The 16,355-nt window shown below is 60.2% G+C and carries 14 protein-coding genes and 1 riboswitch; of the genes, 6 read left to right on the forward strand and 8 right to left on the reverse strand.

All coding sequences use genetic code 11. The features are described 5' to 3' along the window. Nucleotides 1–25: 25 nt before the first annotated feature. Nucleotides 26–131, reverse strand: a riboswitch (TPP riboswitch). A 120-nt stretch (nucleotides 132–251) separates the two neighbouring features. Both V6N02_RS00210 and V6N02_RS00215 read left to right on the forward strand, forming a co-directional pair. Then, nucleotides 252–851, forward strand: coding sequence for a heme NO-binding domain-containing protein (locus V6N02_RS00210; protein ID WP_371223097.1), 600 nt, complete (start codon nucleotides 252–254; stop codon nucleotides 849–851). Nucleotides 852–856: 5 nt separating this feature from the next. Then, nucleotides 857–1,861, forward strand: a complete 1,005-nt coding sequence (locus V6N02_RS00215) for a GGDEF domain-containing protein (RefSeq protein WP_371223099.1) — start codon at nucleotides 857–859, stop codon at nucleotides 1,859–1,861. Nucleotides 1,862–1,937: 76 nt separating this feature from the next. On the opposite strand, the gene V6N02_RS00220 is transcribed toward V6N02_RS00215, so the two are convergent. Further along, the gene (locus V6N02_RS00220) at nucleotides 1,938–3,140 is read right to left on the reverse strand and encodes an aromatic ring-hydroxylating oxygenase subunit alpha (protein WP_371223101.1); all 1,203 of its coding nucleotides are present in this window, start codon (nucleotides 3,138–3,140) and stop codon (nucleotides 1,938–1,940) included. A 2-nt stretch (nucleotides 3,141–3,142) separates the two neighbouring features. After that, entirely contained in the window at nucleotides 3,143–5,209 is a 2,067-nt protein-coding gene (locus V6N02_RS00225) for an FAD-dependent oxidoreductase (protein WP_371223103.1), read from the reverse strand. A 176-nt stretch (nucleotides 5,210–5,385) separates the two neighbouring features. Between V6N02_RS00225 and V6N02_RS00230 the strand changes: the two genes are divergently transcribed. From V6N02_RS00230 to V6N02_RS00245, 4 genes are read left to right on the forward strand one after another with little or no spacing between them, the layout of a single operon-like run. Continuing rightward, nucleotides 5,386–6,057, forward strand: a complete 672-nt coding sequence (locus V6N02_RS00230) for a TetR family transcriptional regulator C-terminal domain-containing protein (RefSeq protein ID WP_371223105.1) — start codon at nucleotides 5,386–5,388, stop codon at nucleotides 6,055–6,057. Then, nucleotides 6,054–7,184: an acetylornithine deacetylase gene (gene argE, locus V6N02_RS00235; protein ID WP_371223107.1), complete on the forward strand. Its 1,131-nt coding sequence runs from the start codon at nucleotides 6,054–6,056 to the stop codon at nucleotides 7,182–7,184. The genes V6N02_RS00230 and argE overlap by 4 nt, the downstream gene beginning before the upstream one ends. A gap of 9 nt (nucleotides 7,185–7,193) precedes the next feature. Further along, a complete protein-coding gene (locus tag V6N02_RS00240; protein ID WP_371223109.1) occupies nucleotides 7,194–7,568 on the forward strand; it encodes a cupin domain-containing protein in 375 nt (124 codons plus the stop codon). A 14-nt stretch (nucleotides 7,569–7,582) separates the two neighbouring features. Then, entirely contained in the window at nucleotides 7,583–8,971 is a 1,389-nt protein-coding gene (locus V6N02_RS00245) for an aminotransferase (RefSeq protein ID WP_371223111.1), read from the forward strand. A gap of 232 nt (nucleotides 8,972–9,203) precedes the next feature. Here the strand turns inward: V6N02_RS00245 and V6N02_RS00250 are convergent, their stop codons facing one another. The 6 genes from V6N02_RS00250 to V6N02_RS00275 are packed head-to-tail and all read right to left on the reverse strand — an operon-like array spanning nucleotide 9,204 to nucleotide 16,342. Then, on the reverse strand, nucleotides 9,204–9,536 hold the full coding sequence (locus V6N02_RS00250) for a hypothetical protein (RefSeq protein ID WP_371223113.1): 333 nt from the start codon (nucleotides 9,534–9,536) through the stop codon (nucleotides 9,204–9,206). A 2-nt stretch (nucleotides 9,537–9,538) separates the two neighbouring features. Then, nucleotides 9,539–11,515 carry an oxidoreductase gene (locus V6N02_RS00255; protein WP_371223115.1) on the reverse strand — a complete coding sequence of 659 codons (1,977 nt, stop codon included), beginning with the start codon at nucleotides 11,513–11,515 and terminating at the stop codon, nucleotides 9,539–9,541. After that, entirely contained in the window at nucleotides 11,505–11,705 is a 201-nt protein-coding gene (locus V6N02_RS00260) for a hypothetical protein (RefSeq protein WP_371223117.1), read from the reverse strand. Before V6N02_RS00260 ends, V6N02_RS00255 begins: the two co-directional genes overlap by 11 nt. Beyond that, complete coding sequence (locus V6N02_RS00265) at nucleotides 11,702–12,178, reverse strand: hypothetical protein (protein ID WP_371223119.1); 477 nt, start codon at nucleotides 12,176–12,178, stop codon at nucleotides 11,702–11,704. The genes V6N02_RS00260 and V6N02_RS00265 overlap by 4 nt, the downstream gene beginning before the upstream one ends. Then, the gene (locus V6N02_RS00270) at nucleotides 12,175–14,280 is read right to left on the reverse strand and encodes an oxidoreductase (RefSeq protein ID WP_371223121.1); all 2,106 of its coding nucleotides are present in this window, start codon (nucleotides 14,278–14,280) and stop codon (nucleotides 12,175–12,177) included. Before V6N02_RS00270 ends, V6N02_RS00265 begins: the two co-directional genes overlap by 4 nt. 1 nt (nucleotide 14,281) lies before the next feature. Beyond that, complete coding sequence (locus V6N02_RS00275; RefSeq protein WP_371223123.1) at nucleotides 14,282–16,342, reverse strand: oxidoreductase; 2,061 nt, start codon at nucleotides 16,340–16,342, stop codon at nucleotides 14,282–14,284. Between the last annotated feature and the right edge of the window lie 13 nt (nucleotides 16,343–16,355).

Genomic DNA, 16,355 nt, shown 5'->3' on the forward strand with positions numbered 1-16,355 from the left:
GAAGGAAGAGCGAACGCAGGTTACGTCCCTTTGAAACTCCGTTCCCTCCGCCGGTACTGACCGGATCAGGTTCGATGGGTTGGTCATGGACCTCTCAGCGCCGACAAATCGGGGCACCCCAACGGATAAATCCGACCTAGCAGGGGGGTGACCAAAGGGCAAGGGGCACAAAAACTGCGGATAATTTTAGCTGTTGGCGCTTTGTTAAGGCGGGTTTGACAAGCTGCGCGGACAGTAAATGGAGGCAGGCAATGCATGGGCTGATCAATCGCGCGATTGAGCGATTCATCCGTGATACCTATGGGCGCGATATATGGTTGAAAATCGTCCAGTCGCTTGACCTTGGGCTGACCGAGTTTGAGGCGATGATGACCTATGACGAGGCGATCACACATCAGGTTCTGGACAGGGCCGCCGAGGTGTTGGAACGCCCTCGTCACGACTTACTGGAAGATATCGGCACCTATCTGGTTTCGCATCCCAACGTTGAGGCACTTCGCCGCCTGTTGCGCTTTGGGGGCATGACATTCGAAGAGTTCCTTCATTCGCTGGATGATCTGCCGGAACGTGCCCGGCTGGCCGTGTCAGATCTGCAATTGCCCCGGTTGGAACTGCGTGGCCATACCCGTGCCTCCTACAGCCTCGTGGTGCAGGCCGGGCAGAAGGATATCGGCGAGTTCGGTTACGTGATGATGGGGTTGTTGCGTACCATGGCCGATGACTATGGCGCGCTGGTTTATCTTGAGCACAAGGGCGGGCGGAACGGGACCGAGATCATCGCGGTGGAATTGCTGGAGACGGCGTTTGCAGATGGCCGCAATTTCAGCCTTGGGGCTGGGGTCGCGGGATGAGCAGGATGGACAAGATTGCAGCTGCTCACATGATGGATACGCTTTGCCCGATGCATGTGGTGCTGGATGCGACGGGCCATATCGTGCATGCGGGGCCGACATTGGCCAAACTGCGCCCCGCGGGGGATCCGACAGGCCTGCGTTTTCTGGAACTGGTCGAACTGAAACGCCCCCGGATTGGCACCACCATGCGAGAGTTGCTGGCCGCCGCCGGGGTCAAGCTGCACCTGCAACTGCGCGATCCACCCCGCACCGGGTTGAAAGCTGTGCTGGTTCCGCTGCCCGAGGGAACCGGGTTCTGCCCTGCTGGCGGCGCGGTGGTCAACATGTCGTTCGGCATTTCGATCCTCGATGCCGTGCGTGATTTCGACCTGACCAACGCGGATTTTGCGCCCACCGACCTAGCGATGGAAATGCTCTACCTGGTCGAAGCGAAATCTGCCGCGATGGAGGCCTCGCGCAAGCTGAACCTGCGTCTGCAAGGGGCCAAGATCGCCGCCGAGGAACAGGCGTTTACCGACACGCTGACCGGGTTGAAAAACCGGCGCGCCATGGACTTTGTTCTGGACCGGCTGTTTGAGACGGAAACCGATTTCGCGTTGATGAATTGCGATCTGGATTTCTTCAAGGCGGTCAATGATACGCTGGGCCATGCCGCGGGCGATTTCGTGTTGCAGACCGTGGCCCGCATCATGCTGGAGGAAACCCGCAGGGACGACACGATCGTGCGTACGGGCGGGGACGAATTTGCATTGATTTTTCCGCAGCTGACCGATGCAAGAATCGCATCTGAAATAGCGCTGCGGTTGATCAAACGGCTGGAAGAACCGATTCCCTTCAATGGCAACATGTGCCGCATTTCGGCCAGTATCGGGTTCACGCTGAGCGCGCAGTATAAGTGCCCGTCCATCGAACTCATGATGGAGGATGCCGATACAGCCCTGTACGCGGCCAAGAATGCGGGGCGCGGACGGCACAAGGTGTTTGATATGACGATGCGTGACAGCTAGCCAAAAGGCCTATGCCGAGGTCTGACCAGTTAACGCCTCAGTGCGGATAAGTGGTGCAGGCAGCAAACAGAATCCTTCAGCGGGTGATCATCGCCAGATAGCCGTCATAAAAGCTGCGAATGCTCCATTCCATTTCGGCCAGCGGGCCGGGTTGGAAAAACTGCGAATTCACCCCCTGTTGGTTCAGCCGGATGATCCGCTCGTCATCCAGTGAAGTGACATGCCAAAGCCAGGTCAGATCATCCAGATCATAATCTGTGCCTTCTTCGGCATCTTCCCGCACCATCCAGACCACTTGAATATCCGTCTCTTGCAGGCCGCGCGGCACAAACCGATACCCAACCGCGTGATCGGCATAGAACAAAATGTTGTTCAGCATCCCCATCTGGAAATCGGTGGCTCCGCCATCGCATCCGGTCAGCTCTCCCAAGGGGGGCGCGAGTGGCGCGCCCGATTTGCTGCCGGTTTCATAGCCGTCGTAAAGCGGGTAGCGACGATAGTAGAAATCTGCACCTGGTGCGCCTGTGTCGACACCGCTTTGATGAAACTCCTCGCCGGGCAGGCCGATTTTACGGGATCGCTCGATCAGCGCAGGCGTCATCGTCTCGACATCCTTTGGCATCTTCAGCGTGTGCGAGCGCGCATATTCCAGATGGGCCGGGGCGCAATGATAGCATTCCATGTAGTTCTCAAGCGCCAGCTTCCAGTTGGCGGGAACGGGGTAGTTTGCCGTGTGGGCGATCTTCATGCGTTCTGTGCCAAAAGGGGCCATCAATGGCGCGAGCTCGGCCAGCCCATCGTCGATTGGAGGAGCGTCCTGACTGGCACAGACAAAGATCAGCCCCTGAAACACCCGTAGCTGAGCGGGAAACAGCCCCCAGTCAGCAGGGTTGAAATCGGGACCCATCGCCCGTCCGGCCCTTAACTTGCCGGTCAGTTCAAAAGTCCAGGCGTGATAGGGGCAAACAAGGGTGCGGGCATTGCCCGATTGCTCGGTGCAAATACGTGAGCCGCGATGCCGGCACACGTTCAGATGGGCATGAATGTCTCCGTCTCGATCCCGGACGACAATGATCGACTCATTGGCATAATCGAACAGGAAATAGTCCCCCGGATTGGGGATCTGACTGACATGGCCAACCCAAATCCAATTTTTATTCCAATAGGTTGCAATGTCATGGTCGTAGATTTCCTGTGAGGTGTAGAACCCGCGCGGCAGGGCCAATCCCTCACGATGTTCAGCCAGCAATGTGTCCAGTTCAGCAGGGCGGCTTGGCATGATTAGCTCTCCTCTCTCAGATCGGTGATTTCACGGCGGAACCAGTCGGCATCGTTCAGTGCCGGATCGCGCTCGAACTCGCGCGCGGCCAGATGGCCATGCCAGACTGCATCGGCAATCAGTCCCGGTGCCTCGGCGTCGCCAACCAGCGCGAGGTGGTTGAAGGCCTGCCCCGAGGCTTTCAATGCCTCGTAAAGCCCAGTCGTCCGGTGCCGTTCCGTCACCAGAACGGCCGAGCGCGCGGGCACATCACGGGGTCGGTCGGAGTAATCACAGGCGATACAGATGCTCTCGGCCCCGATCTCGGTGAGAACATGCGTCGGGATGATCTCGACGCCCAGTTCGATCAGGCGGGTCTGCACGCGCCCCTGTTCCAAGGTGTGGTCGGTGAAGGGTGAGACCACGCTGGCCGGGGTGACAAAAACCACCTCCAACCCGGCTTGCGCCAGATGTTCGGCCAGAACGGCGGCCAGATACCCCTGATCATCATCATAGACCAGCACCGGTCCGGCGCTGGGCATCTTGCCTGCCATAATGTCGTCTGGCGACAGCACTTCGGCCCCATCTGCAATCGGGACGCCATGCATCGTGGCGCGTCCCCGGCCGTCTGTCCGCCAGGTTGATCCGGTGGCGACAAACACATTGGGAATGCCAAGTTCGATCACCTGATCGGCGTCCAGCTCGCTGTCAAAGTACAGATCGACATTGGCGCGCTGTTGCAGGTCGTGCATCCGGTAATCCGCCACACGTTTCCACGCTGAAAGGCCGGGTAACCCGGATTCATGCAATACGCGCCCGCCCGCCTCGGACCCGGCTTCGGCCAGCGTCACATGATAACCCCGCCGCGCCAATTGCATTGCGCATTCCAACCCGGCAGGGCCTGCGCCAACCACCAAGGCGGCCTCTTCCTTGCCCTTGCCGTCGATCTCTTCAGGATGCCATCCGCGCCGCCATTCCTCACCCATGGTGGGATTTTGCGTACAGCGGATCGGGATCGACAGGTTGTCACAGCTCACACAGATGTTGCAGCCGATGCATTCGCGGATTTCATCAATCCGGTCTTCCTTGATCTTCAGGGGAATGAAGGGATCGGCAATCGACGGGCGCGCCGCGCCGATGAAATCGAGCGTGCCTTTGTTGATCAGCCCCGCCATCACATCGGGCGAGGTCAGCCGCCCGGTGCCCACAACCGGCTTGGTCGTGACCGATTTGACGAAATCGACATAGGGCATCTGGTAGCCGTCTTGCGGCTCAAACCGGGTGGTCTGGCTGTCATTGTCCCACCCGGCCACGTTGACGTCCCACAGATCGGGCATTTCGGCCAGTAATTCGACCACGGCGCGCCCTTCTTCATGGGCCTGCATGCCGTCTTCGCCCATCATCTCGTCCACGGCAAAGCGGAAGGCAACGGCGGCCTTGCCGTCGCAAATTTCCAGCGTGTCTTCCAGCAATTCGCGCGTCAGACGCACGCGGTTCTCCAGAGATCCGCCATATTCGTCCATGCGCTGATTGTATTCGGGCAACATGAAGTGATGGGCGGTGGTCATGTGATGCCCGGCATAAACATAAACAATGTCAAACCCGGCGGTGAGCGACCGGCGCGTGGCATCCTGGTGCCAGCGGCGCAGGTTGCGAATGTCTTCCTTATCCATGGCGCGGGCCTGCCGTGGGTGGGGGATATGTAACGCCATATCCGATGGCGCGAGTGCCGTCGCGCGGGTCATATGGTTCATCGCGTGACAGCCATTATGCGCCAATTCGATTCCAGCAAGGCTGCCATGCTCATGCACCGCATCCACCATCATCACCATCCCGGGGATATCGCGATCATCCCACAGTCTTCCTTCGGGGAAGGGCGACAGATCGGAGGAGGGGTGAATTTCAACCTCCTGCGTGCAGATCACCCCCCAGCCGCCTTGCGCCTTCATGCGCCGCATCGCGGCTTCGGCCTTGGGGCGCATATAGCCCAGGCTGTTGCAGTGGGGCACCTGATAAAACCGGTTTGGGGCCGTCACCGGGCCGATTTTGACGGATTCAAACAGCACCGAGTAACGATCGGGTGTCGGCATGATGGCAATCCCTTCTGAGCGGGCCCTCTGTGGTCCGGACATCCCGGAAAGCTGGGCTGGCAAAGGCCAATGCAGTTGCAAATGGACGAGCGTCCATTTAACATGGCGAAGAATCCATGGCCCTGTCAACCCGATTTCGGACGGGGTTATGCCTGCCTTGATAAGGATCACTCACCGTGACCCAGCCCAAAGACAGACGACAACAGCTGCGCGAGAAGAACAGATTGGCGCTGATCGAGGCGACCCTTGATTGCGTGGCCGAGCTGGGCATTGCGCGCACGTCCGTCAGCACGATCATCGAACGCGCAGGCTTGTCCCGTGGCATGATCCACCTGCATTTTGAGAGCAAAGACAAGCTGTTAGAGGCCGCTGTCGCCCATGCCGGAATCACCTATTACGCGCAGTTGGACAAGCTTTTGGCACAGGCTGGCCCCAGCCCTCAGGAAACCATTGAGGCGATCATTCGCAGCGATCTGGGCGAAGCAGTGCTGAACCGGCGCAGCGTCAGCATCTGGTACGCCTTTCGCGGTGAAGCACGCGAGCGCGAGACCTTTCGCCAGCACAGTGACACCCGTGACGTGCGGATGAGCACGCTTGCATCCGGGGCCTTGCTTGAGATGCTGCGCAGCGAAGGCGTGGCCGAGGCCGAACCGCTTGCCAGGGACACGGCCGATGGAGTGCTGGCGATGCTGGAGGGCATCTGGACGGATTACCTGCTGCATCCGGACGGGTTTGATCGCAACCGCGCGGCCCGCCTGTGCTTTCGCTATATGCAGGCCGTTCTGCCGCAATATTTCAATGCCGATGGCGCCGTCTTGCCCATGGCCCGGAAAGTGGGCACGGCATGACCTGTTCGTCGCAAACTCTTGAGGTCCTGGAGCGGCTGATCGCCTTTCCGACGATACCGGACAACAGCAATCGGGCGCTGATCGACTATGTCGAGGCCTATCTGCGCGACCGGGGATTTGCTGTAACGCGTCTGCCGGATGACACCGGCGAGAAGGCCGGTCTGGTGGCCACATTGGGGCCTGCCGGAGCCGGCGTGCTGCTGTCGGCCCATACCGATGTTGTCCCGGTCGAAGGGCAGGAGTGGACGCGCGCGCCTTTCAAACTGAGCCGCGATCAGGATCGACTTTATGGCCGCGGCACAACGGATATGAAGGGTTATGTCGCTTCGGTTCTGGCGGTGGCCGACCGGGCGGCGGTTGCAGACTTGAAAGAGCCGTTGAAGATCGTGCTGTCCTTTGACGAGGAGATCGGCTGCGTCGGCATCCGCCAGATGATCGGTGATGTCGCCCCTCTGATCGGACACCCGCGCGCCTGTTTCGTCGGCGAACCGACCGGCATGGAGGTCGCTGTCGGGCACAAGGGCAAGGCGGCGCTGCGGGCGATCTGCCATGGGCAGGCGGGCCACTCTGCGCTGGCCCCTCAATTCACCAACGCGCTGCATGTCGCCACCGATTTCATAAATGCCCTCAGAGGGTTGCAAGATGATCTGGCCCGGAATGGCGCACGGGATGAAGCCTATGGCATTCCCTATTCCACCGTGCATGTGGGTAAGCTGTCAGGTGGTACCGCGCTGAATATCGTGCCGGATCACGCCAAGCTGCTGTTTGAGTACCGCCACCTGGCTGCGGACACGCCGGAAGAGATGCGCGCGCGGATTGATGCCTGCGCCGACGCGGTTCGGGGCGAAATCGAAATCGAAGAGCTGAACGCCTATCCCGGCCTTGATGTGCCCGAGGCCCATGATGTGGTCGGTTTCGCCCAGCGTATGGCCCACACCAACGGCATCACCAAGGTTCCCTTTGGCACCGAGGCCGGTTTTTTCGACGCGCTGGGCATCCCGACGGTGGTCTGCGGTCCGGGCTCGATGGAGGGGCAGGGGCACAAGCCGGATGAATATATCGAAATGTCCCAACTGGCCGCCTGCGACGCTATGATGGACCGGATTTTACAAGAGATAAGCCAATAGGAGAGAGCCATGAAAGACATTCAGCCGCACGAGCGTAAGGTGGTCAGCATCTATGACGAAAGCGCCTTTACCCCGTCCGAACCGGATGGAGAATACGAGAACGGCACCTCCTTCATTCAGTTGAATCCCGATGCCGAGCGGTTTGTCGGCTTTTACATCTACCGCATGGCGCCGGGGTCGCAATCCACCCCACATATGCATGGCGGGGCCGAAGAATTCCTCGTCGTCGATGGCGAGCTGACGGATAATGACGGCACCACCTATCGCAAAGGTGACGTGGTGTTTCTGGCCGCCGGGACCGAACACACATCGCATTCCGAAAACGGCTGCATCGTCGCGGTCTATTCCGAAGCCGAAGAACACACGCCCGGAATGGGCAGCTGAGAGGGAGATCTGACATGAACGAGAGAGCCGAGCTGGGCCATAACGCCGATTGGGATGAAATTGCCCGCGCCGATGCCGCCCACAACCTGCACCCTTACGAGCAGATGTCCAACTGGGGCGAGAATGAACGTTATATGATCACCCACGGTGAGGGGGTGTATCTCTACACCGACAAGGGCCAGAAGATGATCGACGGGCCGGGCGGCATGTGGTGCACCCAGATCGGCTATGGCGTCAAGGAAATGGCCGACACGGTGCATGATCAGATGATGCAGCTGGCCTATTCCTCGCCCTGGTCGTCATCAAACTCACCCTCGGCGCGTCTGGCGGCCAAGATCGCCGAGCTTACCCCCGGCGATCTGAACACCGTGTTCTTTACCACGGGCGGGTCCACGGCTGTCGATGCCGCCCTGCGCACGATGCAGTATTTTTTCAACCGGACGGGCCGGCCCGAGAAGAAAATGATCCTGAGCCGTGAAAAAGCCTATCACGGGTCGACCTATCTGGCGGCCAGCGCGACAGGCAAAGACCGTGCCAACAGCCATTTTGATCACGCCACGGATCTCGTGCATCTGCTGCCCGATGTGAACCCTTACATGCGCCCCAAGGGGATGAGTGTTGAAGAGTGGTGCGATGCCAAGGTGGCAGATATGGAGAACGCGATTGCCGAGATTGGTGCCGACAAGATCGGGGCCTTTATCGCCGAGCCGATCCTCAGCTCTGGCGGTGTGATCGTGCCGCCCGATGGCTATCACAAACGCACCCGCGACCTGTGCCGCCAGCACGACATCCTCTATATTTCGGACGAGGTGGTGACCGGCTTTGGACGCCTTGGCCATTGGTTCGCGTCCGAGGATGTGTTTGGGATCGAACCCGACATGATCACCTGTGCCAAGGGCATCACGTCGGGCTATCTGCCGCTGGGCGCCTGCATCATTTCCGACAAGGTGATGGAACGGATGACCGGCGAAGGGCAGGATGTCTATTACACCAATGGATACACCTATACCTCGCATCCGGTGGTCAGTGCCTGTGCGTTGAAAAACATCGAGATTTTCGAGCGTGACGGCATTTTGGAGCATGTCCGTTCGGTCACCCCACATTTCCACAAACGTCTGGCGGAACTGGCCGAGTCGCCCATTATTAGCGATGCGCGCGGGATGGGGCTTTTGGGGTGCCTTGAAGGTGTCAGCGCCGAGGATGGCCGTGAGACCTCCAAGGAGGTGCGTGAGAACCTGGGCGACAAACTGGACCAGGCCTGCGAAAAACGCGGACTGATCGTGCGCCCCATCGGCAGCATGTGCGTCTTCTCGCCGCCGCTGGTGATCACCAAGGCGCAGATCGACGATATGTTCGATATTCTGGCCGACGCGCTCAGAGAGGTTGAGGGTGAATTTGCCTGACGTCTGTTTTTGCGAAACACTCAAGTCCGCCACCCCAGCCCGGAATCAAGGCCGCAGGCCGCCGGACCAGCGCCGAACCGCCCCGCCCGGGCTGGCGCTTTGGTGAGGCTGGGTGTGTCTTGGACAGGGCATACGGGCTTTGACAGATAAAGTGCGTCACATTGATGACGCAGCGCCACCCCACGGTCCGGCGCTGGCCCGGCTTGTCGAATGCCTGTTACGTGCAGGGCGGCTAGGCCCCGTCCTGCCAGCACAAAAACACCGAATTGGTGATCCGCGAATACATGTCATGATGGCTGTCCGTCGCAGTGGTGCGCCGGTGCAGCATGTAAGCGTATGCATGGTCTAGCTGTTTGCGATCCCGAAAGCTCATCACCGAGAAATGCGTATGCGCGCGGTCATCGTCCGTATCCATCGGCGTGTCGGAAACACGGGTGCCAATCGGGCTGGACGACATGATCAGATCATCTTTGATCAGGTCGTCGACAAACTCGGCATAGGCCGTTTTGAAAGCCGCTTCATCCTCGCCGGGTTTGATCTCGAAAGACGACAGCATATGGATCATGTTCATAGCTCCCAGGCCAGTTTCAGCCCGTCAAATACCGCCTCTTCCGCTGTGCGCGCGGCAAGGCTGTCGCCGATCACATGCACCTCGCCCGGATAGTCGGCCAGCGCTTCGGTCAGCGTGGTGTTGGGCACGTGGCCCAACGCGGTGACCAGCGTGTCGGTGTTTTCCAGCATCACCGGCTCGCCACTCAGCGTATGTTGAAAATAGGCCGTGTCGGCATCCGCCCCGAACAGGCGCATATGCGGCATCACCTCGACCCCTAGCTTGTGCAACGTGCCCAGCCATTGATCACGCACATATTGCGGGATCGACTGCCCGGCGACCATGCCGTTCACGGCGAGACGCACCTGACAGCCATCACGCGCCAGCTTTTCGGCCAGGCCCATCCCGATCCAGTCGCATCGCCAATCGGCGATCACCGCGCGGCTGCCCACATTGGCCTCGCCCTGCAGGACAGCCCAAGCGGTGACCACATGCGCCTCGTCCGCGCCCTCAATCTCGGGGTCATAGGGTTGCGCGCCCGTGGCAACGACAACGACATCGGGCGCTTGCCCGGCGATCAGATCGGGTGTGACCGGCGTGCCCAGATGAATGCGGACCCCGGCCTGGTCCGCCTCATAGGCCAGATTGGTGGCCAAGCCGCCAAACTCGGCACGTCCCGGCAGGGTTTGGGCCAGATTGACCTGACCACCCAATACCGGCTTGGCCTCGTATAGCGTCACGTTATGCCCGCGCCTTGCGGCGATGCTGGCGGCTTTCAGGCCCGCAGGCCCGCCACCGGCAATCAGAATTTTCTTTGGTGTGCCCGTGGGGTGCAAGGTGCCATAGGTCAACTCACGCCCGGTTTCGGGATGCTGAATACAGGATATCGAAATCCCGTTCAGCATATGACCGATGCACGCCTGATTGCAGGCGATACAGGCGCGGATATCATCAACGCGCCCCGCTTCGGCCTTCATCGCCATCAGCGGGTCGGCAATCATCGCGCGGGTCATGGCGCACATATCGGCCTGTCCCGAGGACAGAACCTGCTCGGCAATCTGGGGCTGGTTGATCCGCCCGGCGACAAAGACGGGAATGTCCAAATTGGCCTTGATCGTTGCAGCCAGCGGCGCTGTATAGGCCGGATCATAGGCCATGGGCGGCACGATATGGGTGGAGCCGGCAAGCCCGGCGGAGGTGCCCGCCGTGACACTCATGTAATCCAGCTCGCCATACTGGGCCAACGCGGGCGCGATCTCCAACACCTCGGCTTGCTCCAAACCCGCATGATCCGGCTCATCCCCGGAAATCCGCAGGCCGACGATCATGTCCGGTCCCGCTCCCTCGCGCACCGCATCCAGCAACTCGGTCACGAAACGCAATCGGTTCTCGGCACTACCGCCATAGGCGTCGCTGCGTTGATTGAGCCGCGGGTTCAGAAACTGGCTAAGCAAATAGCCGTGCGAGGCCACCACCTCGACCCCGTCCAGCCCGGCCTTGCGCAGCCGCGCAGCCGAGGCGCGATACCCGTCGATGATCTCGTGGATCAGCGCAACAGGCATTTCCCGAGGCATCACATGAAAGCGCTCATTGGGCACCGGCGAGGGGGCCACGGCCACAGAATGGGTGCCATCGGCGTTTATTCCCATCTCGCGCCCTGGATGGCTGAGTTGTGCAAAGATTTTACATCTATGCGCCTGCACCGCCTTGGCAATTCGTGCGTATCCCGGGATGCAGGCATCCTCATAGGCGCGGATGGCAGGGCGTCCGGATTCGCCGGACGGATGGGCGCGGGCGGCCTCGATAATGATCAGGGCAGCCCCGCCTTTTGCCCGCGCCTCATGATAGGCGACCATCTGGTCGGTAGGCTGACCATCGCGGATCATCACCGTCATGTGGCCAGTGGAAAAAATTCTGTTTTTCAGAACCTTACCGCGAATTTCCAGCGGCGAGAACAGGGTGTCGAAACCGCCACTCATGGTCTCACTCGGCATTCTTTGACCGCAAGTGGTCACTTAGCCGTTTCTTGGCTTTCTGGCGCGCATCACAGGTGGTGCAGTCAATCGGCTCGCCCAGACCATCGTCGAACACCGGTGCAGGATCGGGACGCGTGAGCGCATAAGTGGTCAGCCCGGCTCCGGTAAGACCAATAATGGCCAGAACAGAGATCGCCCGCCGTGTCATGCCTCACCTGTCTCCAGGTAATGTTGCATGGGGGCTGTGCTGTCGGCTGCTCCCTTGGCTTCGCGTTCAAGGAATTCAATCGCGGCAATCTCGTGATTGGTCAGCACCTTGAGTGGCGGCAGATCTTCGGGCGGAGCCATCGCCTCAAGCCCCTCAAAATCATCCATGTAAGCGGGGAAACTTTTGCGCCATTCGGCCATGAAATGCGCAAAATCGCCGGTGGCCTTGGCGGCGGATGCCCGGCCCGAGGCATGCAAATCCGCCGTGGGCCGTGGGCTCAGGCCGTGCTTGTCCAGCAAGGGTTTGACAGATGCAGCGGCATAGGTTTCCACATCCGCCATCATCTGCATCTTGCGTTTTTCCTCGGGGTCTTCCAAGCGCTCGGCCAGCGCGCCGAAATACGCCTCTCCCTCAACCTCTTCTTCGTAGTACAGTTTGAGCGTATCGAGATATTTTTGGCTCACCTCTGTCATGCCAAATGCGCTCCTTCCGGGGTTTCGCCGACGTCGACGCGGTCATGTTTCATCGGCTCGTCGATATCCGGTTCGGTGTCCAGCTCGCGCGCATATTTATGCCCGGCATAGACGGCGGCGGCGACGATGGCCGGGGCCTCGCAATCGCCGATGCGTGCAAGGGTGAAGGGCAGGCGGGACGCATCGCCGTCCACGCTGGCCATGATATCGTGATAGAGCTGATCATTGGGTTTGCGCTGTGTGACCATCACAACCGAGGCGACCTTGATCGATTTTTCCACCTCGGTGAACTCGCAAGCAAGCGTTGCCGCTTCGCCGTCAAATTCCGACAGGGAATGCGCCAGCTCAAAGCTGACCCCCATCTCCATCAGATGGGTGCGGACACGCCACCGCTCGGACGTATAGCCCGCCCAAGGGGACACGGTTTCCGAAGGTGTCACCAGCGTCACCTCATGCCCGGCAGCCCGCAGTGCCTCGGCGATCACACCACCCATGTAATAGCCATCCTCATCGTAGACCATCACCGGTCCTTCGGGGGGCATCGTGCCCGCCATGATATCATCGGGCGTCAGGATCACAGGGGTGCTGCCTTTGGCGGCGATATCGACATAACCATAGCCATTGTAGCGCTCCTTGCGCCAGGTCGCCCCGGTGGCAATCGCCACATGCTGTGCGCCCACATCCATCACGTCCTGCACGCCTAACTCGCTTTCGCGGAACACTTCGACATTCATCATCTCAAGCAGTTGCTGATCGCGGTAATCGCGCACACGGATATATTCGCTCATCCCCGGCAGGGTGGCCTCGCGGGTGATCCGGCCGCCGATTTCGCGCGTGGCTTCGGCCAGCATCACATTGTATCCGCGTTTGCCCAAGGCGCGCGCGGCCTCCAGCCCGGACGGGCCTGCGCCGACGATCAACACGCTGTCGTCGCTGGCCGCCGGTTCGATGTTCTCAGGATGCCAGCCTTTTCGCCATTCCTCACCCATTGTCGGGTTCTGCGTGCAGCGGATCGGTGTGCCGCTGCTGTCGCCCGAATAACAGATGTTGCAGCCAATACATTCACGGATCGCGCTCAGATCGCCGGTTTCGATCTTGTTGGGCAGGTAAGGATCGGCAATGGACGGGCGCGCCGCGCCGATGAAATCCGTGATCCCGCGCTTGATCTGACTGACCATCGTATCGGGCGAGGTGAAGCGCCCAACCGTGACCACAGGTTTGCTGGTCACGCCCTTCACGAAATCCATGTAAGGCTCCAGCGAGCCTTCCTTGATAAAGCGCGACACGCCCATCTCAAGGCTGTAATCCTTGATATTGATGTCCCAGATGTCGGGCAGGTCGGCCATCATTTCGAACATATCGCAGCGCTCGCCATGGATGGGCACACCGTCTTCGCCAATCTGCTCATCCGCAGCAAAGCGCACGGCAACACCACAGCGATCCCCTACCGCATCCTTGGTTTCCGCGATCAGCTCGCGGATCAGCCGGGTGCGGTTCTCTAAGCTGCCGCCATATTCATCACTGCGGGTGTTGACCTTTGGATTGAGGAAATTGGCCAGCAGATAGCCATGGGTGGCGTAGACGTAAACGATGTCAAACCCCGCATCGCGCGCGCGAATGGCGGCCTTGCGATGCCAGCGGCGCAGGTTGCGAATGTCGGTCTTGTCCATTGCGCGGGTTTGATAGGGGTGGCCGACGGCATTTGGCACCGATTGGATGTCCATCGCCACCTGACGGGTCATCAGATTGGCACTGCGATGACCACCATACCAAAGCTCTGCCCCTGCTAGCGCGCCATGTTCATGCACCATGTCCGTCATCAGGCGATGGGCACGAATATCGCTGTCGTTCCACAGGCTTGCCGAAGGGGTTGGCAGGTCATCCGAGCTGGGATGGATCGAGTTATACTCGGTACAGATCACGCCCCAACCGCCCTCGGCCTTGATGCGGCGCATATGGGCCAGGGTGCGCGGACGCAAATGGCCCATACCTGTGCAATGGGGCACTTGGTAGAACCGGTTTTTGGCCGTGACCGGGCCAATCTGCATCGGTTCAAACAGGATATCGTAACGCGGATCGCGGTCGGTCGTATCGCGGGGCATGTCAGTGTCCTTGCGGGAAATCTTCGGAAAGGTTGATCAGTTCGCGGCGGAAGGGTGCCCTGTCGCCGATGGTCTGGCCCAGTTCCTGAGCATAGCGGTGACCGCTGTAAACGGCGGCGGCAATCGTGCTGGGGGCCAGCGCATCCCCGATCCGGGTGAGCGAGGGCAGGTCTTGCGCCTCAAGAGCGGTGTAAAGCGCATCATCGGGTAGGCGCATGGTGACAGGGACAACGGCAGCGCAGGGTAGGGCGCGCGTGGCCCCGGTATACCCACATTCCAGAACCGCCTCACCGGCATTGATCTGGGCGATGTTATGGCTCAGCACGATCTGCACGCCCATCTCCATCAGCTTGGCCTGAATGATGTGTTGTTCCAGCGTGTTATGGGTCCATTCGCTGACCGCGGTGGAAGGAGTGACCAGCGTCACCTCGGCCCCGGCCAGGCGCAGTTTCTCGGCCAGTGCACCGCCCATGTAATAGTGATCATCATCGAAGATCACGACCGGGCCATCCGGCACAGTGCCAGCCATCACCGCCTCGGGCGACAGGATCATCTGGCTTTCAAGGGTGCCAAACCCTGTCGGGTTCGCGCGACCTGTGCCATCCAGACGCCAATGCGCGCCGGTGGCGATCACCACATGATCCGCGTCGAAATCCGGCACCATCTCGGCGCTCATCTCGCTTTCAAGATACGCGTCAACATTGACCATCTGGCTGATCTGATAGGCGCGATAGTCAATCACGCGGCCCCATTCGGCAAGGCCAGGCAGACGGCGTTCGGCAACCATACGCCCGCCCAGTTCCTCCGACCTGTCGGCCAGCGTCACCTTGTACCCGCGCAGGCCCAAAGCGCGCGCCGCTTCCATGCCCGCCGGTCCGGCACCGATAATCAGAACGCTTTCATCCGCTGTCTTGGGCGCAATGCGTTCCGGGTGCCAGCCATGCCGCCATTCCTCCCCCATGGTCGGGTTCTGGGTGCATCGGATCGGGGTAAAGCTGTGATCGCCCGACACGCAGATGTTACAGCCGATGCACTCGCGGATATCCTCGATCCGCCCTTCTTCGATTTTCTTGGGCAGGAAGGGATCGGCGATGGAGGGACGTGCGGCCCCAATGAAGTCCAGCTTGCCCCCCTTGATCAGCGAGACCATCGCATCGGGCGACGTATAGCGCCCCACGCCCACAACCGGCTTGGTGGTCACGGATTTGACGAAGGCGACGTAATCGTCCTGAAAACCCGATGCTTTAAACCGGGATGTGGCACTGTCATTTTCCCAGCCCGAGACGTTCACATCCCACAGGTCTGGGTCTTCGGCCATCATTTCAATCAACTCGCGGCCTTCGCCCTCGGATGTAAACCCGTCCGGGCCCATCAACTCGTCAACCGCCAGACGAATGGCCACCGCACAGCTGTCTCCCACAGCATTCTTTGTGTCGGCCAGAACCTCGCGGAACAGCCGCGCGCGGTTCTCTAGCGAGCCGCCATATTCATCCGTGCGCTCATTGCGATAGCGCGACAGGAAATGCGAAAACACACTTAGGTGATGACCGGCATAGACATAGATCAGGTCATACCCTGCCTGTTTGGCCCGCAAGGCAGCATCACGGTGCCAGCGGCGCAGGTTGCGGATGTCTTCCTTATCCATGGCCCGCGATTGCAGCGGGTCGGTCGTGGCCACAGGCATGTGGGACGGACCCATCGGCGGCAGGCGGCAATAGCGGTTGGCGGCCATGAACCCCGCATAGTTCAGCTCGGCCCCGGCGAGGCTGTCAAACTCGTGAATGCCGTCGCACATGCGGGCGTGATACGGAATGTCGCGCTCGTCCCAAAGGCGTCCGCCCATCCACGGCGAATGATCCGCACTGTGATGGATTTCGATCTCTTCAGTGCACACAACCGCCCAGCCGCCCTCGGCCTTGGTGCGGCGCATCGCGGCCATCGAACTGGGGTAACTGCGCCCCATGCCATTGCAATGGGGCACCTGGTAGAACCGGTTCCGCGCCGTGACGGGGCCGATTTTAACCGGTTCAAACAAGATATCATAACGAGGATCGCGCGACATAGCTGACACCTAC

It is taken from the genome of Roseovarius conchicola, from assembly GCF_041403425.1.
Lineage (GTDB): Bacteria > Pseudomonadota > Alphaproteobacteria > Rhodobacterales > Rhodobacteraceae > Roseovarius > Roseovarius conchicola.